General features: G+C 35.4%; 25 protein-coding genes. 9 read left to right on the forward strand and 16 right to left on the reverse strand.

What is annotated here, in order from left to right:
* Position 1: 1 nt before the first annotated feature.
* Genes FIT63_RS00540 through FIT63_RS00550 form a run of 3 tightly spaced genes read left to right on the forward strand, consistent with a single transcriptional unit; the run spans position 2 to position 3,908 of the window.
* Positions 2-487, forward strand: a complete 486-nt coding sequence (locus FIT63_RS00540) for a DUF4390 domain-containing protein (RefSeq protein ID WP_189340916.1) — start codon at positions 2-4, stop codon at positions 485-487.
* Positions 484-2,619 (forward strand): sensor histidine kinase, encoded by a 2,136-nt coding sequence (locus tag FIT63_RS00545; RefSeq protein ID WP_140006129.1) that lies wholly within the window; start codon positions 484-486, stop codon positions 2,617-2,619. Before FIT63_RS00540 ends, FIT63_RS00545 begins: the two co-directional genes overlap by 4 nt.
* Positions 2,620-2,621: 2 nt before the next feature.
* On the forward strand, positions 2,622-3,908 hold the full coding sequence (locus FIT63_RS00550) for a sigma-54-dependent transcriptional regulator (RefSeq protein ID WP_140006130.1): 1,287 nt from the start codon (positions 2,622-2,624) through the stop codon (positions 3,906-3,908).
* Between the two features lies 1 nt (position 3,909).
* On the opposite strand, the gene xth is transcribed toward FIT63_RS00550, so the two are convergent.
* From xth to FIT63_RS00620, 14 genes are read right to left on the reverse strand one after another with little or no spacing between them, the layout of a single operon-like run.
* A complete protein-coding gene (xth, locus tag FIT63_RS00555; RefSeq protein ID WP_140006131.1) occupies positions 3,910-4,683 on the reverse strand; it encodes an exodeoxyribonuclease III in 774 nt (257 codons plus the stop codon).
* Positions 4,684-4,688: 5 nt separating this feature from the next.
* Positions 4,689-6,713: a M3 family metallopeptidase gene (locus FIT63_RS00560; protein ID WP_189342346.1), complete on the reverse strand. Its 2,025-nt coding sequence runs from the start codon at positions 6,711-6,713 to the stop codon at positions 4,689-4,691.
* A 21-nt stretch (positions 6,714-6,734) separates the two neighbouring features.
* Positions 6,735-8,468: a phosphoenolpyruvate--protein phosphotransferase gene (gene ptsP, locus FIT63_RS00565; RefSeq protein WP_140004854.1), complete on the reverse strand. Its 1,734-nt coding sequence runs from the start codon at positions 8,466-8,468 to the stop codon at positions 6,735-6,737.
* Between the two features lie 6 nt (positions 8,469-8,474).
* The gene (locus FIT63_RS00570) at positions 8,475-8,744 is read right to left on the reverse strand and encodes an HPr family phosphocarrier protein (protein ID WP_140006132.1); all 270 of its coding nucleotides are present in this window, start codon (positions 8,742-8,744) and stop codon (positions 8,475-8,477) included.
* Complete coding sequence (locus FIT63_RS00575; RefSeq protein WP_140006133.1) at positions 8,738-9,136, reverse strand: PTS sugar transporter subunit IIA; 399 nt, start codon at positions 9,134-9,136, stop codon at positions 8,738-8,740. The genes FIT63_RS00570 and FIT63_RS00575 overlap by 7 nt, the downstream gene beginning before the upstream one ends.
* A gap of 8 nt (positions 9,137-9,144) precedes the next feature.
* A complete protein-coding gene (gene rapZ, locus FIT63_RS00580; protein ID WP_140006134.1) occupies positions 9,145-9,984 on the reverse strand; it encodes an RNase adapter RapZ in 840 nt (279 codons plus the stop codon).
* Positions 9,985-9,986: 2 nt separating this feature from the next.
* Positions 9,987-10,568: a hypothetical protein gene (locus tag FIT63_RS00585; RefSeq protein WP_140006135.1), complete on the reverse strand. Its 582-nt coding sequence runs from the start codon at positions 10,566-10,568 to the stop codon at positions 9,987-9,989.
* A complete protein-coding gene (gene hpf / locus FIT63_RS00590) occupies positions 10,568-10,894 on the reverse strand; it encodes a ribosome hibernation-promoting factor, HPF/YfiA family (protein WP_140006136.1) in 327 nt (108 codons plus the stop codon). Before hpf ends, FIT63_RS00585 begins: the two co-directional genes overlap by 1 nt.
* Positions 10,895-10,915: 21 nt before the next feature.
* Positions 10,916-12,325 (reverse strand): RNA polymerase factor sigma-54, encoded by a 1,410-nt coding sequence (gene rpoN, locus FIT63_RS00595; RefSeq protein ID WP_140006137.1) that lies wholly within the window; start codon positions 12,323-12,325, stop codon positions 10,916-10,918.
* A gap of 26 nt (positions 12,326-12,351) precedes the next feature.
* Positions 12,352-13,074, reverse strand: a complete 723-nt coding sequence (lptB, locus tag FIT63_RS00600; protein WP_140006138.1) for an LPS export ABC transporter ATP-binding protein — start codon at positions 13,072-13,074, stop codon at positions 12,352-12,354.
* 9 nt (positions 13,075-13,083) lie between these two features.
* The gene (lptA, locus tag FIT63_RS00605; RefSeq protein ID WP_140006139.1) at positions 13,084-13,638 is read right to left on the reverse strand and encodes a lipopolysaccharide transport periplasmic protein LptA; all 555 of its coding nucleotides are present in this window, start codon (positions 13,636-13,638) and stop codon (positions 13,084-13,086) included.
* Positions 13,638-14,267, reverse strand: a complete 630-nt coding sequence (lptC, locus tag FIT63_RS00610; RefSeq protein WP_140006140.1) for an LPS export ABC transporter periplasmic protein LptC — start codon at positions 14,265-14,267, stop codon at positions 13,638-13,640. The genes lptA and lptC overlap by 1 nt, the downstream gene beginning before the upstream one ends.
* Complete coding sequence (locus FIT63_RS00615; protein ID WP_046486768.1) at positions 14,264-14,791, reverse strand: KdsC family phosphatase; 528 nt, start codon at positions 14,789-14,791, stop codon at positions 14,264-14,266. Before FIT63_RS00615 ends, lptC begins: the two co-directional genes overlap by 4 nt.
* Entirely contained in the window at positions 14,791-15,771 is a 981-nt protein-coding gene (locus FIT63_RS00620) for a KpsF/GutQ family sugar-phosphate isomerase (RefSeq protein WP_140006141.1), read from the reverse strand. The genes FIT63_RS00615 and FIT63_RS00620 overlap by 1 nt, the downstream gene beginning before the upstream one ends.
* Before the next feature lie 90 nt (positions 15,772-15,861).
* On the opposite strand from FIT63_RS00620, the gene FIT63_RS00625 reads away from it, so the two are divergent.
* The 3 genes from FIT63_RS00625 to FIT63_RS00635 are packed head-to-tail and all read left to right on the forward strand — an operon-like array spanning position 15,862 to position 19,472.
* On the forward strand, positions 15,862-17,835 hold the full coding sequence (locus FIT63_RS00625; protein ID WP_140006142.1) for a cation:proton antiporter: 1,974 nt from the start codon (positions 15,862-15,864) through the stop codon (positions 17,833-17,835).
* 3 nt (positions 17,836-17,838) lie between these two features.
* Entirely contained in the window at positions 17,839-18,852 is a 1,014-nt protein-coding gene (locus FIT63_RS00630) for an NAD(P)/FAD-dependent oxidoreductase (RefSeq protein WP_140006143.1), read from the forward strand.
* Positions 18,853-18,911: 59 nt separating this feature from the next.
* Positions 18,912-19,472 carry an SOUL family heme-binding protein gene (locus FIT63_RS00635; protein ID WP_140006144.1) on the forward strand — a complete coding sequence of 187 codons (561 nt, stop codon included), beginning with the start codon at positions 18,912-18,914 and terminating at the stop codon, positions 19,470-19,472.
* 29 nt (positions 19,473-19,501) lie between these two features.
* On the opposite strand, the gene moaC is transcribed toward FIT63_RS00635, so the two are convergent.
* The gene (gene moaC / locus FIT63_RS00640) at positions 19,502-20,017 is read right to left on the reverse strand and encodes a cyclic pyranopterin monophosphate synthase MoaC (protein WP_140006145.1); all 516 of its coding nucleotides are present in this window, start codon (positions 20,015-20,017) and stop codon (positions 19,502-19,504) included.
* A gap of 64 nt (positions 20,018-20,081) precedes the next feature.
* Between moaC and FIT63_RS00645 the strand changes: the two genes are divergently transcribed.
* The 3 genes from FIT63_RS00645 to ahpF all read left to right on the forward strand — a co-directional run bounded on the left by FIT63_RS00645 (position 20,082) and on the right by ahpF (position 23,851).
* Entirely contained in the window at positions 20,082-21,518 is a 1,437-nt protein-coding gene (locus FIT63_RS00645) for a beta-barrel assembly-enhancing protease (protein ID WP_140006146.1), read from the forward strand.
* A 148-nt stretch (positions 21,519-21,666) separates the two neighbouring features.
* The gene (gene ahpC, locus FIT63_RS00650; RefSeq protein WP_046486793.1) at positions 21,667-22,233 is read left to right on the forward strand and encodes an alkyl hydroperoxide reductase subunit C; all 567 of its coding nucleotides are present in this window, start codon (positions 21,667-21,669) and stop codon (positions 22,231-22,233) included.
* A gap of 64 nt (positions 22,234-22,297) precedes the next feature.
* The gene (gene ahpF / locus FIT63_RS00655; RefSeq protein ID WP_140006147.1) at positions 22,298-23,851 is read left to right on the forward strand and encodes an alkyl hydroperoxide reductase subunit F; all 1,554 of its coding nucleotides are present in this window, start codon (positions 22,298-22,300) and stop codon (positions 23,849-23,851) included.
* A 2-nt stretch (positions 23,852-23,853) separates the two neighbouring features.
* On the opposite strand, the gene FIT63_RS00660 is transcribed toward ahpF, so the two are convergent.
* Entirely contained in the window at positions 23,854-24,456 is a 603-nt protein-coding gene (locus FIT63_RS00660; protein WP_140006148.1) for an HdaA/DnaA family protein, read from the reverse strand.
* Positions 24,457-24,522 lie beyond the last annotated feature (66 nt).

Genomic DNA, 24,522 nt, shown 5'->3' on the forward strand with positions numbered 1-24,522 from the left:
CTTGATTATCAAAACTGCTGAAATCAATAGCCAATTCGAAGCATATTTTTTAAATGCTGATTTTGATTTATCTTTTAATGATGATTTAGATGAAGCCATAAAAAAAGGTATTCCTATTAATTTTATTATTGAATTTGAGCTAAAAAAGCCCAGAAAATATTGGTTTGATGAGGAAGTCACTAAAAAAACAAAAGAAATTCTATTAACATACCATGCGCTATCCAAACAATTCACTCTCACTGAGTCTGAAAATCGCCTTATTGCTTTTGATAATTTAACTCAGGCAAAAAATGAGCTAAAAAAGATAAAAAATTGGCGTATTTTTGATAAATCACAGATTGATGACACTGAAAAGTACTCGGCTTATCTTCAAGTTAAATTAGATCAGACTAAATTACCAAAACAGCTTCAAGCAGATATAACCAGCAATCAAGAGTGGCAATTAGCTTCTAAACAATTTCAATGGACGTTCGTAAATAAAAAATGAGATATCTGATTGCCATTGCTACTTTAGTTGGTGCGTCACTCTTATTTCTTTTGTCAAAAGCAAGTTCAAGTTCTGAATTTATTTCAGGCAGCTCCTATACAGTTGTTCTTATATTAAGTGGCATTTTTATTTTGACTTTGATTGCAATTATTGCAAATCAGATTAAGAAATTATTTAGAAATGTTAAAAAAGACGTAATGGGAAGTCGTTTATCCATGCGTCTTGTTATTTCCTTTACCCTTATGGCAGTTATACCAGGTTTAATTGTCTATTTAGTTTCAGTTAATTTTCTAACGCGTTCAATTGAGTCATGGTTTAACGTCAAAGTTGAATCAGCCTTAGATGGTGGTTTGAAGCTCGGGCAGAAAGCATTAGACATTATGTTAACTGATCTAGAATTAAAGGCAGGGCGCATGGCATTGACGCTCTCGTCAATGCCTACGACATCTCAATATGCCGCACTTAGTGACCTTCGAGAAAAAACAGGTGTTCAAGACGCCACAATCATTTCTGACCAAGGAAAAATTATTGCTGTGTCAAGCAATGATGCAGAATCATTTTTACCTGCTTTGCCGACATTAATACAATTGAAGCAGGCAGAAAATAATATCTACGGAAAAATCGAGCCGATAAAAAATAAAGGTCTTTATTTGAGAGTTTTGGCACCAATTAATGGAGCTGCAATCTCAAACGAAAGATTAATTTTACAAATTTTACAACCAGTCCCAGACTCTTTGACGACCCTAGCTGAGTCAGTACAGGATGTATTCCAAGACTATCAGAAGCTTTCATATAGTCGAGATTCATTGAAAGTCATTTTTTCGATTACCTTAACGCTTGTACTTATGCTTGCTATTTTGACTGCTGTCGCTATCGGTTTTCTGCTTAGTAGAAAACTATCAGAACCACTTGCACTCCTCGCTGAAGGCACTAAAAAGATTGCAAAAGGAAATTTTAAGACCATGCTTCCTGAAAAGGGTAAAGATGAGTTAGGCGTTCTTGTAAGATCTTTTAATAGCATGACAAGACAGTTAGACCAGGCTACCCAAACATCAGAAAATAACCAAATAAGACTCGAGTCTGCTAGGTCATATCTTGAAACTGTATTAGCTCATTTATCTTCGGGCGTAATCGTTATTAATGATGATATGGAAATCAAATCATTTAATATTGCCGCCTCTAAAATTTTGCAGGTAGATTTATCTAAGAATACAAATCAATTAATAACTTCAATTTCAAATAAAAATAAATTATTAAACAATTTTGTTATGAGCATTCAAGAAGAAATTAAAGCTGCGAGTAGTAAGAAGCAATTTGAAATCATAAAGCAGTTTGAAATTAAATATGAAAAAAATAATCAAGTACTTTCGCTACAAATTAATCCCCTACCTCAAAATAAGGTTAAGAACTATGTCTTAATGATAGATGATATAACTATGATGATTCAGGCCCAACGAGATGCAGCATGGTCAGAAGTTGCAAGGAGGCTTGCGCACGAAATTAAAAATCCACTTACACCTATTCAACTTTCAGCAGAAAGAATTAAGCATAAATTAGGCTCTAAATTAAACAAAGAGGACACAGATATTCTAGATAAGGCTGTTTCAACTATTGTTAATCAAGTTGATGCAATGAAAACTATGGTAAATGAGTTTAGCGAATATGCACGGGCCCCTCAGTTGAATCTTGAATTAATAGATATTAACGAAACTATTAAGGAAATTTCTCATTTATTTGAAAATTCAGGGATTAAAATAACAACGACATTATTAAAAGGATTGCCTAAAATAAAAGTAGACGTAAATATGATGAGGCAGGTCCTTATAAATCTGATTCAGAATGCACAAGACGCTATGATAAATAATACAAAAAAGCCGAGTATTAAAATTAACACAAATAAATATAAAAACTATCTTATCTTATCCATTGAGGATAATGGCCCAGGGTTTTCAGCAGATATACTTAAAAAAGCATTTGAGCCATACGTCACGTCCAAGTCGCATGGCACTGGCCTTGGTTTGGCCATAGTGAAAAAAATCATTGAAGAGCATGCAGGCACTATTGTTGTAGAAAATATAAAAAGTGGCGGTGCTAATATCAATATTCAACTGCCGATATCTAAAAGTAAATAATTATGAGTATAAAAAAAATATTAGTAGTTGATGATGAGCTGGGCATAAGAGAATTACTCAGGGATATTCTTATCGATGAGGGCTTTGAAATTTTTGTAGCTGAAAATGCTACAGAAGCTCGCGAGCTTAAAAAAAGTAAAATGCCTGATTTGATCTTACTAGATATATGGATGCCTGATTGTGATGGCATCACACTCCTTAAGGAGTGGGTAAATGAAAAGTTTCTTACCAGTCAAGTTGTTATGATGTCAGGTCATGGAACAATTGATACCGCCTTGGAAGCAACTAAAATCGGTGCTTTTGATTTCCTCGAAAAGCCTATTACACTTCAGAAGCTTTTAAAGACAGTCAATGAAGCTTTAAAGTATGCAAATAATCTTCCAAAAATAGAAATTAACTTACTAAACATTGGCAAGAGTAATGTGATACAAGACCTTAAAAAGAGACTTGATAAACTCGTTTCCTTAAAAACACCACTTCTTCTTGTAGGTCCTCAAGGAGGTTGCGCCAAAATTTGTGCGCAATACTTACATCCAAAAAATCAACCCTGGATTGATGTAAAAGACTTTGAAGTTGTTTCCAATGCGCCGGCTGATCTTCTTGATCAACATAGAGGTGGATCAATCTTTTTAAATGAAATTTCCCATTTGACTAAATCTCAACAAAAAGGCTTAAATTTACTGATTAGCAAAGCGGTTAATTATGATGTAAGAATTGTCTGTGCAACCTCAAAATCACTTACCCAGTCCGAGGATGTTGATTTTGATGAGCGTATTTTAAATGAACTATTACCTGGCTCATTATTACTTCCTTCAATTAATGAGCATAAAGAAGATATTCCAGAATTGGCTTCATCTATTTTGACAATGCATCTCACAAAATCTGATAAATCTGATTATAAAGTTTTTGATGTTGCTGCTTTAAATATGATGCGAGCTATGAATTGGTTAGGCGATATAGAGGAGTTAGAAAGCTTTGTGTTTAATTTAATGCAAACTAGCTTGCTTGAAAAAATTACCGCAGAAGATGTTAAGCGCGTTGCAAATCAATTTAATTTATTACATGATAAAAACAAATCATCAAAAAAAAGTAAAGGTAGTCATGATCAAGGGTTAGATGAAATTTTTAATAAATCACTAAGAGACGCTCGCGATGAGTTTGAAAGAATGTATTTTAAACACCACCTAAATAATGATGATCAGAGCATGGTAAAACTTTCAGAAGTGTCTGGTGTAGAAAGAACCCATCTTTATAGAAAGTTAAAACAGCTAGGAATCAAAGTAAAGTAAATTAAAGTTCTACAATAACGGGTGTATGGTCCGATGGACGTTCTGACTTTCTTGGTTCCTTATCAATTAACGATTGTTTCGTTTTATTTGTTAGATTCTTATTTGTGAGTATGTGATCAATGCGCATACCAAGATTTCTTCTGAATCCAGCCATTCGATAATCCCACCAGCTATATTGAATTTCATTAGGATTCATTGCCCTAAAATTATCTGACAATCCTAAGTCAATAATTTTTTGAAAAGCATCCCTTTCTTTTGGGCTTACAAGAATATTATTCTTCCAGGCCTCTGGATCGTGACAATCGATATCTTGAGGCGCAATGTTAAAATCGCCCGCAATAATAATGTCTGGAAAAGATACCATTTCATTTTTAAGCCATACAGTAAAATGTTTTAACCAGTCGAGCTTATATTGGTATTTGTCTGAATCTACAGATTGCCCATTAGGAACATAAACACAAACTATTCTTATTTTTCCATAGTCCGTATTTACAGTTGCAGCAATCAATCTCTTTTGTTCATCTTCGAAATCGGGCATATTATTTTGAATATCAAAAAGCTCATATTTACTTATAATCGCAACCCCATTATATGTTTTCTGCCCGTTGTGAATAGCGTGATAGCCAAGGGCACTTATTGCATCATGAGGGAATTTAATATTTTCTTGTTTTGTTTCTTGAAGTAGTAGAAGATCAGGCTGCGCTTTTTTAACCCAGTCTTCGACTTGGCCTAGCCTTACAGTTAGAGAATTGACATTCCACGTTGCGAGCTTCATAACATTTAAGCCATACCGCTATGTCTCAGCAAGGCGTCAACAGAGGGCGCACGACCACGAAAAGCAACAAAAGATTCCATAGCGGGCCTAGAGCCACCTTTCGATAAAACCTCTTCTTGAAATTTTTGGCCAGCATTGCTCGACAAAATACCTTCTTCTTCGAATAAACTGAAAGCATCAGAAGCCAAGACTTCAGCCCATTTATAACTGTAGTAACCTGCTGCATACCCGCCAGCAAAAATATGAGAAAAGCTATTAGGAAAACGGTTCCAGGCTGGAGGTCTTACAACGGCAATTTCGTCACGAATAGTTTCGAGTAGTTTTAAGGAGTTAATTTTATTCTGATCGTTATATTGAGTGTGCAATCTTATATCGAATAAAGAAAACTCAATTTGTCTTAAAGTTTGCATGCCTGATTGGAAATTTTTAGCTTCAATCATTTTTTTAAATAAAGCTTCAGGTAGGGGGCTCTTGTTGTCCACATGCTCAGTCATATGTTTTACTACATCCCATTCCCAGCAAAAGTTTTCCATAAATTGACTGGGCAATTCAACAGCATCCCATTCAACACCCTTAATGCCTGAAATACTGTATTCATCTACTTTAGTCAGCATGTGATGAAGTCCATGACCGAATTCATGGAACAGAGTAATGACATCATCATGGGAAAATAAAGCTGGTTTATTTTCAGAAGGGGATGAAAAATTACATGTCAGAAAGGCTACTGGATGTGATGATTCGAAAGAGTTTTTATATCGAGATATAGCTTCATCCATCCATGCCCCGCCTCGTTTATGATTTCGTGCATATAAATCAAAATAAAATTGACCAACTAACTCATCACCATCATTTTTTATAGAATAAAAACTTACATCTTTATGCCAAGTAGGAGCATCTGTTTTAATAATTTTTAATTTAAAGATAGTTTCAACTACTTTAAATAAACCCTTCAGAACGCGATGTTCAGGAAAGTATTGTTTTACTTCGTTCTCCGAAAAACTATATTTGGCCTGGCGAAGTTTTTCAGAAACATAAGCGATATCCCAGGCTTCTAATTTTTCTATACCTAATGTTTTAGAAAAAGCACTAAGCTCCTCCATATCTTTCAAGGCAAAAGGCTTTGCTTTGTTAGCCAAATCCATAAGAAAACTTACAACTTCTTCATTTGATTTCGCCATTTTAGTCACAAGTGACATTTCAGTAAAATGATTGAAGCCAAGTAATTTTGCTGATTCATAACGTAGAGCGAGTATTTCATCTATAAGTTTTGTATTGTCAAACTTAGGGGATGCAAGTTCAGATGCGCGGGTAGCATAACCCCGGTAGAGTTTTTCTCTTAAATTTCTATCCTCAGCATATTGCATCACTGGCAAGTAGGATGGAAAGTGTAGAGTGAGTTTGTAACCTTCTTTTTTATCTTCAATAGCATCACTCTGAGCTTTTTTAATGTTTTCTTCAGGAATGCCCTTAAGATTATCGGCGTCGCCCACAAAAATAGAAAATTCATTGGTAGCATCTAAAATATTTTCTTCGAACTGCGTTGAAAGTTTTGCAAGTTTTTCTTGAATAACCTTAAATCGTGCTTTTTCTAATTCATTAAGCTCTGCACCACCTAATTTAAATTCACGAAGAACATTATCAATAATGCGCTTTTGTGATGGCGTAAGTGATTTGAATATTTCGCCATCTTTAAGAGACTGGTATTTTTTATAAAGCGCTTCGTCTTGAGAAAGATTTGTATAAAACTCAGTCAGCTTTATCAGATTATCGTTGTAGGCTTTTCTTAAATCATCAGAATTGACGACTGCATTAAGATGCTCAATTTGTCCCCATGCTCTTGAAATTTTTTCACTAACCATTTCAATAGGTTCTACAAAATTTTCCCATGAAATAGAGCCGCCCATCACCTTAAGAGAATGAATCAAACTATTCGCTTCTTTGAGAATGCCTTCAATAGCTGGCGAAATATGGCTAGGTTTAATTTGATCGAAAAGGGGAAGGCTATCGCGGAATAATATAGGGTTAGTCATCATCATAAAAAAATTAGTTATCTAGTAAGATTGATTAATCTTCTTTAGTAAAGTTTCAATTTTATCGACTTCGTTTAACTTAAGTAACCTAAGAACAGAAGTTTTCATATTTTTGATCGAGCTATTTAAAACTTGTTGTTTTACACTGAGAATATGTGAGGGGTGCATTGAGAGTTGTTCAACACCCATACCGATCAATAGTTTGGTAAGTTTCGGTTCACCAGCCATTTCACCGCAAATAGCGATAGATTTTTTATATTTATGAGCGGACTTTATTGTAAGAGCAATCAATTTTAAAACAGCAGGATGAAGAGGGTTGTAAAGATGTGACACTGCTTCATCGGTGCGGTCAATCGCAAGCGCATATTGAATTAAATCATTTGTACCGATAGATAAAAAATCGAGTTCTTGAGCAAAAATATCTGCACTGATTGCAGCAGCTGGTATTTCAATCATACCTCCAATAAGAATCTTTTCATTAAACCTTACTTTATCTTTTCTTAAGCTTGCTTTCGCCCTTTCTAGAAGAAGTTTGGTTTGCCGAAGCTCACTGATACTGCTAAGCATAGGAAAAAGAATTTTAATATTTCCAAATTGAGAAGCCCTTAGAATGGCACGAAGTTGCGTTATAAATATTTTGGGTTCGGACAAGCACAATCGAATCGCTCTTAATCCTAACGCTGGATTAGGGCTTATTTTTTTGTTAACTAGTGCTGTTTGTTTATCAGCACCTGAATCTAAAGTACGAATAGTGACAGGCCTTTTACCCATCGCTTCAGCTACTCTCTTATAGGCTTGAAATTGCTCTTCCTCATCTGGCATATCTTGTCTATTCATAAATAAGAACTCTGTTCTAAATAGACCCACCCCGGCAGCACCTGAGGCATTTACAGAGAGAATGTCATTCGGAACTTCAATATTTGCCAAGAGGTTAATTAAAGCTCCATCTTTAGTGATTGATTTTTTTGTCTTAATACGCTGAAGCTTTTCTTGCTCCTCACCCCATGAATCTTGGAGTGTTTTATAGTAGTTTTGAATTTCTTGAGTTGGATTAACAATCACAACACCTTGAGCGCCATCAACAATAATTAAATCGTTATCACGTATTAAAGTCCTAGCATTCTGCAATGCCACAATTGAGGGGATATTTAAACTTCTTGATAAAATTGCAGTATGGGAAGTTATACCACCACCCTCTGTGATAAAGGCTGCGTATTTATGATTCTTAAAGTGAAGCGCATCCGCTGGCGAAATATCATGAGCGACTAAAATTGTTAATTTTTCTTTATTTTTTACAGCAGCTTGATTCGAATGGCCTAAAAGTATTTTAATGACTCTTTCAACAACCTGAATAACATCCTGCCTTCTTTCCCTTAGATATAGATCTTCGATTTGATCAAATTGATTTACTACGCTATCCATTTGCTTTTTGATCGCCCATTCTGCATTACATTTTTCATTCTCAATAATAGTTTTTGGCAATGAAGACAAAGACTTATCTTTTAATATCATTAAGTGTGTATCAATAAATGCACTTAACTCTCCTGGCGAATCAGAGGGTAGTTGGGATTTTATTTTATTGAGATCAATTTTGACGGCAGTAATAGCATCCTCAAATCTTTTGATTTCATGAGGAATATTTTTTATCTCAATATCGTATTGAACAACTTCAAGAAGAGCATTGGAAATCAAATGAGCTTTACCTATAGCGATTCCATTTGAAACACCAGTACCGTGAATGCTAAATGGAGTCATCTTGCTTTATTCTCCCTCACCGAAAAAATCATTGATAAGAGTTACGATAGAATTCAAAGCTTCTTTTTCATCAGGACCTTCTGTCGTGATTATGACATGTGAACCTTGGCTAGCCGCAAGCATCATTACCCCCATAATACTTTTTGCGTTCACTTTTTTATCATTTTTTTCAATCCATATATCTGAGTCAAATTGATTGGCTATCTGCGTAAGTTTTGCAGAGGCTCTTGCATGCAAACCTAGCTTATTAATGATTTTAATAGAAAGTGTTAGCAAGATTGATTGGATTGAATATGAATGATGCCATCTTGAGCGCCTTGGATTGCTTTGGCAATGAGAGCATCGAATGACTCATGGCGATAACTAATGCTGCGGATAAGCATAGATAAATTAACACCCGCAATTGCACTCACTTTTCCTGGCTTAATTATTTTAGTAATAATGTTACAAGGTGTTGCTCCAAATATATCTGTCAAGATTAAAACACCATCACCTTGATCTAAGAGACTAATTCTTTCCGATATTTGCTTAAACATATTTTCATGTTCACAATCATTTTCGATTGAGAGAAATTCTAGAAATAATGGCTGGTCCCCAAGAACATGTGTCGCGCATTCAATGAGAGATTTTCCGAGTTCGCCGTGCGTGATAAGAAGAATGCCAATCATAAGTTCTTTTAATGGTTAATATCTCTGTGACGAATAGTCACTTGAGATTTTGGGTTAGAAAAGTTAGTAAATAATTTATTCGCAATATAAACGGAGCGATGTTTGCCACCAGTACATCCAATAGCTATATTTAGAGAATGTCTTTGTTCTATTTTGAAAGCACTTAGCCATTCCTTTACAAAGTGATTAATGTCTTGAAACATCTTATCAACCTCTTTGAAGTTTTCAAAAAAAACTATAACAGGCTTGTCTATCCCGGTTAAATTTTTTAGATTTGATTCGTAGTGCGGATTAGGAAGACAGCGCACATCAAAGATAAAATCTGCATCAAGTGGGATGCCAAACTTATATCCGAATGAACTAAATTGTAAGGCAAGGCGATCCTCTTTTAGCTGAATTAATTCACTCAATGCTGTCTTCAATGCATTGACCGACATATTGCTAGTATCAATTTTGTAACCAATTTCAGCTAAAGGTGCGAGCATGGAACGCTCTTTTTCTATAGCTTCATCAAGGGATAGCTTTTCATTTGCTAATGGATGTCTCCGCCTAGTTTCGCCAAATCGTCTAACTATAGATTCTGTAGAGGATTCTAAATAAATAAGCTTCGTTTTGATAGATAAAGACTCGATTTCTTTAATAACATGAGGTAATTTTTCAATATCGATACTCCTAATATCAACACTTATAGCAACTTTATCCTGATGCTCATGATTAAGATGTTGAGAAATGCTAGATAAAAGCGTGACTGGTAAATTATCAATACAGTAAAAATTATTGTCTTCTAGAGCGTTTAGGGCAATGCTTTTACCCGAGCCTGACAATCCTGAAATAATAATGACTTCCATAATTAATGATCTAAACTTAATTGAAGATTAAGCTTCTGTGAAAGATTCTTTGTTGCATTAGATCCCTTATTAAGCAATATATAGTTTTTAACTACAGTTTCAATTAAAAGGCTTACATGTCTTGTTTTATCGATAGGGAGGTCTATCTTAGGAACAGTAATATCAAAAAGCTTAAAAGAACCCATATCCATATCTAGTCTCGGGTAGGGCAATTTTTTTTGGAATGATTTCAATTCAACCACTAAAAAAAGCTTTTCTTTTTTGATTATGCTTTTATCACCGAATAATTTTTTAATATCAAGTATGCCTAAGCTACGAACCTCCATTAAATTGGCAAGGAGTGATGGCGCTTGGCCTATGAGTGTATTTTCATCTTGTTTGAAAAATTCTACACTATCGTCAGCAATAAGCTGATTGCCTCTGTAAATTAAATCAAGTGCAACCTCACTTTTACCAATGCCTGATTTGCCAACGATTAAAATACCTTTACCTTTAATTACAACAAAAACACCATGTGCATGTTTTGTAGCTTGAGGGGCTTTAGATTTTAATGGGTTTAAATTAAAATTTTTTGATAAATACATTATTCTATCGACTGGTGTTTTAAGCCGCCTTCAATTCGGTGGTGATCCTTATGCAATTCTTTATATTTAATGACTTGGCGATCTAATTTACTCGATAGTAAATCAATGGCGGTGTACATACTTTCACCTCTGCATTCAGCATGAATATCGCTCTTTGGAAGATGAATAGTAGCCTCTGCAATATGTTCTAGTTTATTCACTGTGAGTGTGACCTTTGCATCAATTACATGATCAAAATGGTGGAAAATTTTAGCTAATTTAGTTTGAATATATTCCTTTAATGACGGAGTGATTTCTAAATGATGGCCAGTTAAATGAATATTCATATTATTTCCTTAAGGTTAGAGTTATAAAATTTTTCTAAGGTTGGTTGGAGCAATATTTAGTATTTCTCTATATTTCGCCACAGTTCTTCGTGCAATATTAATATCCTGATTCTTTAATAATAAAACAATCTCGCTATCTGAAAGTGGTTTTTTTGGATCTTCTTGTTTAATAACTTCTTTAATTTTAGCCCTAATTGCAGTAGATGCAAGTTCATTACCTGAGCTATTGTCAATTGAACTTCCAAAGAAAAATTTGAGCTCATAAATGCCCCGAGGCGTATTAATATATTTGTTTGATGTAACTCTAGAGATGGTGGATTCATGAAGACCAACTTCTTCAGCAATCTCTCTTAAAATAAGAGGCTTCATCATAGATTCACCATAATCTAAAAAATCTTTTTGATGTTTCATGATGGCTTCTGAAACTTTAAGAATTGTGACAAACCGCTGTTGTATGTTTTTCACAATCCATTTTGCTTCTTGTATTTGACTAGATAAATGATGAGCTGAGTCAGCTTGCGAATTTTTGATTAGGTCTCGATAAATATGATTTAAGCGAAGCTTTGGAATTGCTTGTTCGTTTAATGAAACTTGCCAATTAGCCTTTACTTTTTTTACATTAACTTCATGTTGAATGAAGTGATGACTTTCAATGGTAGAAAATATATTTCCAGGTTTTGGGTTAAGACTTTTAATTACCTTCTGAATTTCTCTTAGCACTTCATCTTCACAGCCTAATATTTTTTTTAGCTTAACAAAGTCACGAGAGGCCAGAAGGTTTAGATGAGATTTAATAACTTTAATGGAAAGTATGTGAATCGGACTTTCTTCCTTACTTTCAAGTTGAAGCGTCAAGCATTCAATAAGATCTCTTGCGCCAATTCCAGGTGGCGCTTGTTTTTGAAGTAATTTTAGTAAGGATTCTATTTCTTCAATACTTACTTCATACTCCTTTGGAATACTTGATAAGAAGTAATCTAGAGGCTCTTCCAAATAGCCATCTTCATTGATTGAATCTATTAGAAGAGAAATAATTGCTTGATCCTTCTCGCCAATTGGAATTAAATGAAAAATATCTTCAAGGTATTGTTTTAGAGTTTGTGTCGCAGACTCTCGATACTCATTTGAATCGATATAATTATTATCTTTTGCGTATTCTTCATCCCAATTAATTTCGTGCTCATAAATAGGCTCTTGGATTTCCTGATCGTTTAAAATTTCAAATGAAGTTTCTTCCTGAGGAGTTGTCGCAATATCTTTGCCGTCTTCCTCATCTTCCTCTAGCATTTCAATTAAGGGGTTCTGTTGAATGAGAATTTCAAGTTCTTGATTAAGCTCCACAGATGACATCTGGAGAAGCTTAATAGACTGTTGAAGTTGAGGAGTAAGCGATAAGTGTTGAGACGCTTTAATTTGAAGATTTTGTTTCATCGCTTAAATAGCGCTAATCTAAATAGTTATAGATAAAAATCCTTACCTAAATAAACATCTTTAACATTTTGATCGTTAGCAAGAGTTTTAGGTAGTCCAGATGCAAGAATTTTCCCTTGATTTACAATATACGCGCGATCACAAATGCCTAAAGTTTCACGAACATTATGATCTGTAATGAGAATGCCAATTTTTTGTTCAGCGAGATATTTAATGATTTTTTGAATATCAATGACCGCAATTGGATCAATGCCTGCAAAAGGTTCATCTAATAGAATAAATGCGGGATCAGAGGCAAGGCATCTGGCAATTTCAACACGACGTCTTTCTCCCCCGGAAAGGCTGATTGCAGGATTGTTTCTAATATGACTAATACCTAATTCCTGAAGAAGCACTTCAAGTCTTGCATTCATTTTTTCGCGAGTTAAGTCTTGCAATTCTAAAATAGCTAAAATATTTTCAGCCACCGTCATTTTTCTAAAGATCGAAGGTTCTTGAGGAAGGTAAGAGAGACCTAATTTTGCGCGACTATGAATAGGCATTTTTGATATATTTGCACCATCGAGTGAGATACGTCCTCGATCGCTTGGAATAAGCCCTACGATCATATAAAAACTTGTTGTTTTACCAGCGCCATTGGGCCCTAGCAATCCTACGATTTCACCACTCTTGATAGTTAAAGATACATCTTGAACGACAGTTCTTTTTTTAAAAGTTTTTTTAAGATTTTCAATGACTAATTCACTCATAGCGACTTGTTATTCCTGTGGTTTTTTCTTGGGCTGAATAATTGCACGCGTTCTGCCGCCCGGTACAGTCTCGCCTGCTTTATTTTTAGTGTTACCTGACATTGCTTTTGCAAATTCAGCATTTGCGTCGTACATGATGTAATCACCCTGAACAATATCCCCACCTTTTTTTACCCACGCCTTGCTATATAAATGAACTTTGTCCATACGGCCATCATATTCAATTCTCTGAGCGCTGCCTTCAATATATTCATTTTTACCTTCTTGTTTTTGTTTGAAGGTTGTGGGATTACCAATACTTGTACTATGTTGAAAGCCTTGATTGTCCTCTCGGATGGTAAGTTCATCGGCTTTAATAAGCAGTGTGCCTTGTGTCAAAATGACATTACCAGAATAAACACTTGTGTTCTTCGAGTCATCAGATGTCATTGTGTCAGATTCAAGCTCGATAGGCTTATCTCGGTCTGCCTTTTCTGCAAAGACGTAAGATGAACTGATGCTAAAAATGCATAAGCAAGTAAAGAAAATTTTCAGTGACGATATTGTGAAAAAAGATAAGCGCATTATTTTTTTAATTTTTTATTTTGAGTAATAGGATGCACGTTTAAATTATTTTTTTTAACGGGCTTTTCATAATGCACACGAACTCTCGCTAATAACTTCATTATTCCATTCTTTTTGTCATAATTCATGCCAATTGCATTAACGACTGTTTTGGGGTCTTGAGTGATGCGAACAGGCCTTTTTGTAAATGCTTGGTCTTTGTTTGGCAATATAGTCAATTGATCTGTAAAAAGCTCCATTTTTGGCTTTGTTTCAGTTTCGAGGCGAGCCACTTTTACATTGTCAATTATTTGCACTTCTTCGCCGTCAGTCGAAACAAGACCAATGCCACCTTCAATTTTTGAGCTAGGCACATTATTTTTATATCTAATAAAAAGAGGTTTTTTAAGTCGCGTCGTGTCATCTTGCGGGTAATGGGTCATTTCATTTGCAGATAAAATGAAATGAATAGACCCATTTGATTCAGTTTGCGTTGTTTTGAAATTTGTTAAAAAATAATCGGGGCTGTTGCTTAGTTTATTTCCTCTTTTTTCACTTTCATTTTCAACAGAAACTTGAACCCAGTAAGAAATAAAAGCTAAGATTGCAGCAAAAAAAATAGGAAATAAAACAGAGAAACGATTGATCATTTAAAGTAAGGTGCAACGATTTCATCATAAGTGCCTTGAGCCTTCATAATAAAATCACAGGCCTCTCGAACGGCACCATAGCCGGCAATCTTTTCTGTAACAAAATGCGCAATTTTTTTTACTTCATCGTGACCTGCAGGAACAGAAATAGCGAGACCCGATTGCAACATAGGAGGCAAATCTACAATGTCATCTCCCATAAATGCACATTCTTCAGACCTGAATCCTGTTTTCTTAATGAGATCAGCAAACGCTTCTTTTTTGTCTGAAATGCCTTGGTAAAAGTAATCTACCTCTAAATTTTCAGCGCGAATAAGAACACTATTTGAATTGCGGCCGGTAATAATTGCAAGTTTAACCCCACTTTTTTTAAGTAATCGCATACCTAAACCATCTTGTGTATTAAACATTTTATACTCTTGACCATCATCTCCAATGAATAGCGAACCATCTGTCATTACACCATCAACATCAAAAATCATAAGCTTGATTTTTTGTGCACGTTCTTTAAGGGTTGAATCCATCAAATGACTTTCGCTTTAAAGAGATCATGCATATTAAAAGCACCTACTAATTTATTCTCTCTATTAACTACAAGAATGCCATTAATTTTATTGGAATCCATTAAGTTGATTGCATCAATAATGATTTGATCATCAAATATTGTCTTAGGATTTTTGTTCATAATTTCTCTAATGGACTGTTTTTCGTAATCTATTTTTTTAGAAAGCTGTCTTCTTAAATCGCCATCAGTAAATATGCCAATGGGCTCGGAATGAGCGTTAACTATTGCTGTAAAGCCTAAGCCCTTAAGAGATATCTCAAGCACTGCATCAGAAAGTAATGCATCTTCTTTGATGGAAGGCACTTTATCAACGTCTCTCATAATGTCTCGTACCCGCACAACTTGTCTTTTGCCTAAACTGCCGCCTGGATGTGATCGAGCAAAATCTTCAGCGGTAAATGCTCTTTGATCAAGAACACAAATGGCTAATGCATCTCCTAGAGCAAGAGATGCTGTTGAGCTAGCGGTAGGGGAAAGCCCTAAAGGGCAGGCCTCTTGAGATACATGAGCGCTTAAATGAATTTTGGATTCCCTTGCAAGCTCAGAATCACTATTGCCTGTAATTGAAATAATTTTTGCGCCGATTCTTTTTATGACTGGCAGGATAGATAAAAGCTCATCGCTCTTACCAGAATTTGATAGAAAAATGACTACATCATTAGATGTAATCATGCCTAAATCACCATGACTTGCCTCTGCAGGATGCATAAAGAAGCTTGGGGTGCCAGTGCTTGCGAAAGTAGAGGCTAATTTTCTTCCGATATGCCCCGATTTGCCCATCCCACTCACCACAACTCTGCCATCACAATGTAAAATGAGTTGAACGGCGTTGACGAAATGATCATCAAGCCTATTCGCTAAAGATAAGATTTCTTGTGCTTCAATTTCAAGGACTTGGCGAGCGCGTTCAAGAGTATTTTTTGATGATGTCTTAGTCATAATGACATTGTAGAGGGTAATGGATACTCGTGTAAAAGGGTTTATAAATGCTTTAAGCCTAAAAATTATTGGTTAATCTTGGATAAATGAATGTTTGATTCCCTACCCTTAGTTCTTATTTTACTAATAAGCTCAGTTTTATTAGTTGGCCTATTCCGATACTTGAAATTGCCCGCGATGATTGCCTATTTTGTCGTGGGTATAATTTTAGGACCTCATTTGATTGGGGTGCTTCCTGATTCAGAGTCTAGTCGGCATTTTGCTGAATTCGGTATTGTATTTCTAATGTTCAGTATTGGACTTGAGTTTAGCCTGCCTAAGCTTTACTCGATGAGAAATATCCTTTTTGGTTTAGGTGGTGCACAGGTACTTATTACTTTATTTGCTTCAATTAGTCTTGCGTGGTGGTTTGGACTTCATTTAACTTCAGCTTTTGTCATTGGCAGCGCATTTACTATGTCATCAACAGCTATAGTTTCTAAGATTCTAATGGAGCGTGTTGATTTAAATTCAAGACATGGCCGATTAGCCATTGGTATTCTACTCTTTCAAGATATAGCCGTTATTCCCATTTTAATATTGATTCCAGCACTTGGCGCTTCATCAGGCGATATTGGCAGTATATTTTTGATGTCACTTTTAAAGGCTATTTTTTTATTTTCTATCCTTTTTAAATTTGGTAGGCCTTTAATGAATTCTTGGTTTGCTGTCGTAGCGAACCAAAGGTCGCGTGAATTATTCATCATGAATGTGTTGATGATTACACTTCTATTTTCTTTCGCCACAAAAATGGCTGGATTGTCTTATGGTATTGGAGCATTTTTAGCCGGCATGCTCATTTCTGAAACCCGCTATCGCTATCAAGTTGAATCAGATATTGCGGCTTTTAGAGATATTTTATTAGGCCTTTTCTTTATTAGTATCGGGATGTTACTTAACCTTCACCAAATTGCTTCCAATATCGGCTTTATCGTTTTAATTACCTTAGGGTTTATTTTATTTAAAGCTGTTGTGATTACACTTCTTACGCGATTATTTAATTATGAGATTGGGGTGGGTATTAGAACAGGCCTTATTTTGGCTCAAGCAGGGGAGTTTAGTTTTGTGATTTTAGCCCTTGCTAGAGAAGAGAATGTTATAGGAGCTCATGCATTTCAAATTATTTTGGCTGCATCATTATTTTCAATGATATTAGCCCCCTTTATTATTCAGTATAACGGGCGCATAGCGCGTTATTTATCAAAAAGCTATAACCGTAATAGTTTTGATACAGTTCAAGCGATCCAATCAGTAGGCCGCTCTCTAAAAGACCATGTAATTTTGTGCGGTTATGGAAGAAGCGGACAATATTTAGGCCGCTTTCTAAAAGAAGAAAATATTCCTTTTATTGCGATTGATATCGATCCAACTCGAGTGAATGACGCATCAGCTGGTGGTGAACATGTGATGTATGGCGATGCAAGTAGAAGAGTTGTTCTAGAGGCAGCAGGGATTAAAACAGCTAAAGCACTTGTTATTAGTTATGCTGACTTTAGGGCTTCTATGAAAGTGCTTCATGTGATTCAGGATACATATAAAAATATACCAGTCATTGTAAGGACGCTCGATGACACACATATGGATGAGATCAGAAATGCAGGCGCTAGCGAAGTTGTTCCAGAAATTTTAGAGGGTAGTTTGATGCTGGCCTCGCATGCGCTTGTTGTTTTAGGTGTTCCTTTAAATCGAGTCGTAAAGCGTATCCGATCTTTTAGAGAGGAGCGTTATAAAATGTTTAGAGGTTATTTTGGCGGCATGTCAGATGCAGAAGCTGAAGTAACAGAGCCACAACTAAGGCTTCATGCGATTGAAATTACAAAGAAATCGCATGTCCATTCTTGGAAACTTAATCAAATTCCATTTGCTATGTTAAATGTTGAGCTTAAGTACTTGAGACGTCCGAATATGTTAGAAGATATAGAGCCTAGAGACGACATTGTTTTATCTTCAGGGGATATTCTTATTGTGCTGGGCGTTGCAAATAAACTTAACACTTTAGAAAAATACCTACTGACTGGCAAATAGAGTATGACAAAAAAAGTTGCTGTCATTGGCGGCGGTATCGTCGGCTGTATAACTTCATTTTTTCTTATTAAAAAAGGATATGAAGTCACTTTGATCGATCAGAGCGCTATAGGCCAAGAAGCTTCATGGGCGGGAGCTGGCATTCTTTCGCCTTTACTTCCTTGGAACTATCAAGATAATGTAAATAATCTTTGTTTTGGAAGTGCTGATTTTTATCATTCTCTTTCTGAAACTCTAAAACAAGATACAGGCATTGACCCTGAATGGATTGAGTCAGGTATGTTGGTATACGATGAATATGATAAAGATCTTGGGATGAACTGGTGTCAAAAAAATAATATTGAAATTAAACAAATTCAAATAGAAAAAAAATCATGCTTGCTTTTGCCACATGTTGCTCAAATAAGAAATCCTCGCTTATTAAAAGCCTTAAAAATATATTTAATTAAAAATAATGTTGTAATGATAGAGCATAAAAAAGTTAACCCCATTTCTGATTCAAATAATTTCATTCATCATCTTCAAGTCGAAAATAACATTAATCTAGAAGCAGATTTTTATGTTGTGGCTTCAGGGGCATGGAGCTCGAACGTTCTAAATGAAATTGAGACGCCAAAAATTAGACCTATTAGAGGGCAGCTTATTCAATATCCTGCCATTAAAGAAAAGTTGCCATATATTCTTTATAAGGATGATTTTTACTTGGTGCAAAGACAAGATGGCGTTGTTCTTGGGGGAAGCACAAAAGAAGACGTTGGCTTTGATAAAAGCATTACAGAAGAAGCTAGAAATTCTCTTCAACAGAAAGCTGAATCTTTACTGCCTATTTTAAAAAATTACAAAATTGAAAATCAATGGAGTGGTCTGAGGCCAGGCTCGGATGGCAATGTGCCTATGATAGAAAAGCATCATAAATACAATAATGTGTACTTAAATGTAGGTCACTATCGATATGGATTGACGATGGCTCCAAAAGCAGCAAGAATAATTACTGATTTAATAACTTTAAATGGATAAGCATAATGCGGTTAAATATTTTTACATTTTTACTTCTATTAATCACAAGCTTTAATACTATGGCGATTGAAGAACCAGAATTTATTAGCATTGAAAAAAAAGATGCATTTGAGGTTAGAGAGTACCAGCCAAAATTAATTGCTCAAGTTCTAGTTACAGGGACATTCAATACAGCATCAAGTAAAGGATTTCGTTTGCTGGCTGATTTTATTTTTGGAAATAATAAAACAAATGAAGGATCAAAAAAAATTGACATGACAGCTCCGGTAATTACTCGAGATGCCTCAGAAAAGATTGAAATGACAGCGCCAGTTATTTCTGAAGAAACTGAGAGGGGTTGGTATGTTAGTTTTAATATGCCAAAGCAATTTACGAAAGAGACTCTTCCTATCCCAAATAATCCAGAAGTTAAAATTACCGAAGTGCCTGCAGAAAAATTTGCAGTTATTACATTCTCTGGTTTGGTGCGAGAAAAAAAATATGCTGAGATGTTAAGTTTGCTTAATGAGGAAATGAAAAAAAGAAACTTAGAGCCAAAGGGCTCTCCTATACTAGCTCGCTATAACCCACCTTGGACTCTGCCATTTCTTAGAAGAAATGAATTGATGTTTAGATTTTAAAAAATAATTACTTATTTGGAGTAGAACCTCTATTTCTTCGTTTTAACTGCTTTCTTGGGTTTAACTTTAACCTCTCGCTTATAAAGTCCAGAGCGTCCCCCAGACTTTTCCACTAAGTGGATATTTGAAATGATCATCGTACGGTCTACTGCTTTCACCATGTCATAAATGGTGAGGAGGGTGATGCTAACTGCTGTAAGGGCTTCCATTTCAAGTCCTGTTTGTGCAAAACATTCACAGGAAGATTGACACACAATCGTATTATTTTTTTTATCAATATTAAATTCAATATCAATTTTAGTAAGGTTGATTGAATGACAAAGTGGAATAAGCTCCCAAGTTTTTTTTGCAGCTTGGATGCCTGCAATTTTTGCAGTGTTTAAGACATCACCTTTTTTAATTAAATTAGCTTGAATTAGCTTTAAGGTATCTTTGTTTAGTTGAATTGTGCCTTCGGCTATTGCTTTTCGATGGGTAATTGCTTTATCAGTAATATCTACAAGTTGCGCATCACCTTTTTGATTAATATGAGTTAGTTTTTTCATAAATTTAATTAGTTTATCTTCTCAAACATAGATGTAAGTGATTATTAATCTAGGTATCATACCAATGATGAAATTTAAAATTACATTATTAGCAAGTTTTTTTTGTTGCCTGTCCGTTTTTGCCAATGAACTGCCTGATCTAGGTGACGCATCTCAGCTCATTATATCTGCTAAAGAAGAGCAGGCTATTGCCAAAGCAATTTTAAAGGAAGTGGCAGTTAGCCCTGAAATTGTTCAAGATATTGAGGTGATTGATTATTTGAAAAATTTGGGGGATCGATTAGTCGCATATAGCCCTAACAAAAGACAACAGTTTAATTTCTTTGTAGTTAATGAATCTTCAATTAATGCTTTTGCAATGCTTGGAGGAGTAATTGGCGTTCATACAGGCTTAATTTTGGCTTCAAATAGCGAATCAGAAGTGGCTAGTGTATTGGGCCATGAGATTGCTCACGTGACACAAAGGCATTTGCCAAGAATGATTGCTCAGCAGAAGAATGATTCAATTAAAACTGTATTAGGTATTGCCTTAGCACTTCTTGTCGCAAGAGCCAATCCTCAGCTATCAGCTGGAACTATGACTGCTGCCTCAGCCATGGGAGTGCAAAAACAATTGGACTATACAAGAGAGCATGAAAAAGAAGCAGACCGGGTAGGTTTTCAAATTTTGACTGACGCAGGTTTTGATGGTCGATCAATGGTTTCATTCTTTAATACTCTCCAAAGAGGCTCGCGTTTTTCAGAAGGTGCGGCACCTAGCTTCTTAAGAACCCATCCTATTACAACTGATCGTATAAGCGACATTTCAAACAGAGTCAAAGAAAGTCGTTATAGGCAAATACCTGATAACCCTGATTTTATATTTATCAAATCAAAATTGAGAGCCACAAATGGTACCCCTCAATCAGCGGTAGATACCTTTGAAGGAAGCATTAAAGATAAGCGTTATATGAATGAAGCTGCTGAGCGATATGGACTGGCAATTGCTTATATGAGAAAAAGTGACTTTGTAAGGGCTCGGCAAGAAGTTGAATGGCTAAAAATGAACTCTAAAAAAAATGCGCTGATTGAGACGCTTGCATGTAAATTAGAAGTTTCCACAAATCAACCAACCCAAGCATTAAATCATTATTTAAAAGCGCTAAATATATACCCTAACTATCGAGCTTTAATTTATGGACTAGCAGAACATTACCTAATGGCAAATGAACCTGAAAAATCTGTCAGACTTATTAATGAAAAGCTAAATACTTATCCTGAAGATAGCTATTTCTATGAATTACTTTCGAAGGCTTATGCAAAAGAAGGAAAAGAATTGCTTCAATATCAAGCTCAATCCGAGGCTTACTATCGTAAATTTAATTTACCAAGAGCAATAGAGCAAATGGACTTCGCCGCTAAATCTAAAGACGGTAATTTTTATCAAAAATCGATTGTGGAGTCGCGCTTAAAACAACTTAAATTTGAGAGTAGCTTCGAAGATATTAAAGATAAAAAATAAAAAACATATTTTCTATCTTCTTTAAATCTGAAATATTATTTACTTTGATAAGTAAAATAAATCATATTTATAATAAGAATTGATTTTACATATGTAATTGACCTACCTATAATCATCATTTTTAAACCAACCAAAGAAGGAGAAGGCGATGTCTTCGTTAGTTAATACTGAAGTAAAACCGTTTAAAGCAACAGCATTTCACAATGGTAAGTTCGTTGATGTTACAGAAGCAAATCTTAAAGGTAAATGGTCAGTTGTAATTTTTATGCCAGCTGCATTTACATTCAATTGCCCAACAGAAGTTGAAGATGCTGCTGATCATTATGCAGAATTTCAAAAAGTTGGTGCAGAAGTCTATATCGTGACGACTGACACTCATTTTTCGCATAAAGTTTGGCACGAAACTTCACCAGCAGTTGGTAAGTCAAAATTTCCATTAGTTGGAGATCCTACACATCAATTAACACGTGCATTCGAAGTACATATTGATGAAGAAGGCCTTGCCTTACGTGGTACTTTTATTATCAATCCAAAGGGCGAAATTAAAACCATGGAAGTGCATGACAATGCGATAGCTCGTGATGTCAAAGAAACATTACGTAAACTTAAAGCCGCACAATATGTAGCTAATAATCCAGGCCAAGTATGTCCGGCTAAATGGCAAGAGGGCGCTAAAACAATAGCTCCATCACTAGATCTCGTAGGCAAGATCTAATCACAAAAAAATGAAACCCAGGCCATAAGGGCCTGGGAATTTCATAAACATCTTAGGTAAATAAATGGCTCTCGATATAACAATTAAAAATCAATTACAAGATTACATGACTAGGCTTGTCAATCCGATCAAGCTTTTGGCAAATCTTGACGAGACCGCTTCATCTCAAGAAATGCTCGAGATGTTAGAAGAAGTTGCTTCTTTGTCAGAAAAAATAACTTTAAATAAAGAAACAGATGTTTCTAAAAGAATTCCCTCTTTTGAAGTCAATCGAGAGATTGATGTTACGGGTATAACTTTCGCAGGCATTCCCTCGGGACATGAATTTACGTCATTTGTGTTGGCTTTGCTCCAGGCAGGGGGCCATCCATTAAAGATAGATGCTGAAAAAATAGAGCAAATTAAGAATATTCAAGGCAATTTTCATTTTGAAACATATATTTCATTGAGTTGCCATAATTGTCCTGATGTTGTTCAAGCGCTGAATGCAATGTCTATTATTAATTCAAACATTTCGCACGTCATGATAGATGGCGCATTATTTCAGAAGGAAGTAGAAGATAAACAAATTATGGCTGTACCTACTATCTTTCTTAACGACAAGCCTTTTGGTCAAGGAAGAATGGAGCTTGATGAAATTGTAAATAAGATCGATTCAAGTGCTAGCTTAAAAGAAGCTGAGAAAATTTCCAAAAAAGAGACATACGATATTTTAATTGTTGGCGGTGGTCCAGCTGGAGCTTCAGCTGCTGTATATAGTGCACGAAAAGGCCTTCGAACAGGAATCGTGTCCGAGCGTTTTGGTGGGCAAGTGATGGATACTTTAGGCATAGAAAATTTTATTTCAGTCAAAGCTACAGAAGGGCCAAAATTAGTAACAGCTCTTGAAGAACACGTGAAGGAATACGATGTTGATATTATGAATTTACAGCGTGCAAAGAGTATTCAAAAAAATGATGAAAATGCTTTATTTGAAGTAGAGCTAGAAAATGGTGGAAAGCTTAAAAGCAAATCAGTGATTATTGCAACAGGTGCAAGATGGAGGGAATTAAATGTTCCTGGCGAAAAAGAATTTAAAGGTAAAGGTGTAGCTTATTGCCCACATTGCGATGGACCTTTATTTAAAGGTAAACACGTTGCAGTCATAGGCGGAGGAAACTCTGGCGTTGAGGCTACTATTGATCTTGCAAATATCGTAGGGCATGTCACGCTTTTTGAATTTGCCCCAGAACTCAAAGCTGACGATATCTTACAAAAGAGACTCTATAGCTTGCCAAATGTAGATGTCATATTAAATGCACAAACATTGGAAGTCCTTGGCACTGATAAAGTGAATAGCATGATTTATCTTGATCGAAAAACAAACGAAAAGAAAACGATCTCACTTGAAGGCATTTTTATTCAAATTGGACTTTTGCCAAATACTGACTTTGTAAAAAATACTGTAGATCTCTCTAAGTTTGGAGAAATTATTATTGATAGCCATGGGCAATCTTCATTGAAAGGACTATTCGCAGCCGGGGATGCAACTACCGTGCCTTATAAACAGATTATTATTGCAATGAGCGAGGGCGCTAAAGCTTCTTTAGGAGCTTTTGATTACTTGATTCGCCAATAAGTTTATATCTTATTGGCTGCAATAATTTCTTTAAGCAGCGGAAGAGTAATAGGCCTTTTGTAACTTAAAGACCATTTATCTAAATCCTCTAAAATAGAAAATAAATTTGGCATATCTCTTTTTAGATACCTTAAGCAATAGTCAATAATATCCGTGTTAAGTTTTATACCTCTTTCATCAGCGTGTCTTAGCAGTGCTAACTTTTTTTCTTCGTCTGAAAGAGCTATCACTTCATAAGTTACTCCCCAAGCAAGCCTAGTTGCTAAATCATCTCTTAATTTCATCTGGAGCGGTGAATAAAGGCCTGACACCAACATGTTCTGATGAGATTCTTTGCATCGATTATATGTGTTGAATAATTCAATTTGACCTGAGTCATCAAGCAAATGAACATCATCATGAATCACAAATCCGTGATCAGAAGCAATATGAGCCAAATGAGATTTGCCCGAACCTTCGTTACCCCAAAGATAAATGAATTGAATAGGCAGTTTATGAGAGATGATTTGCTTTAAGGTGTGAATCACTTCGATATTTTGACCAACCACAAAATTTTCAAAAGATTGTTTTGGGGCAGGAGATAGAGCTAATAGCATCTGTTTCATGTCTATGAGAAAGCTTATTTAGGTAAAGATAGCCTTAATTATGCACATCTTTAAAATATATTTCGG

The organism is Candidatus Methylopumilus planktonicus (assembly GCF_006364715.1).
GTDB classification, from domain to species: domain Bacteria; phylum Pseudomonadota; class Gammaproteobacteria; order Burkholderiales; family Methylophilaceae; genus Methylopumilus; species Methylopumilus planktonicus_A.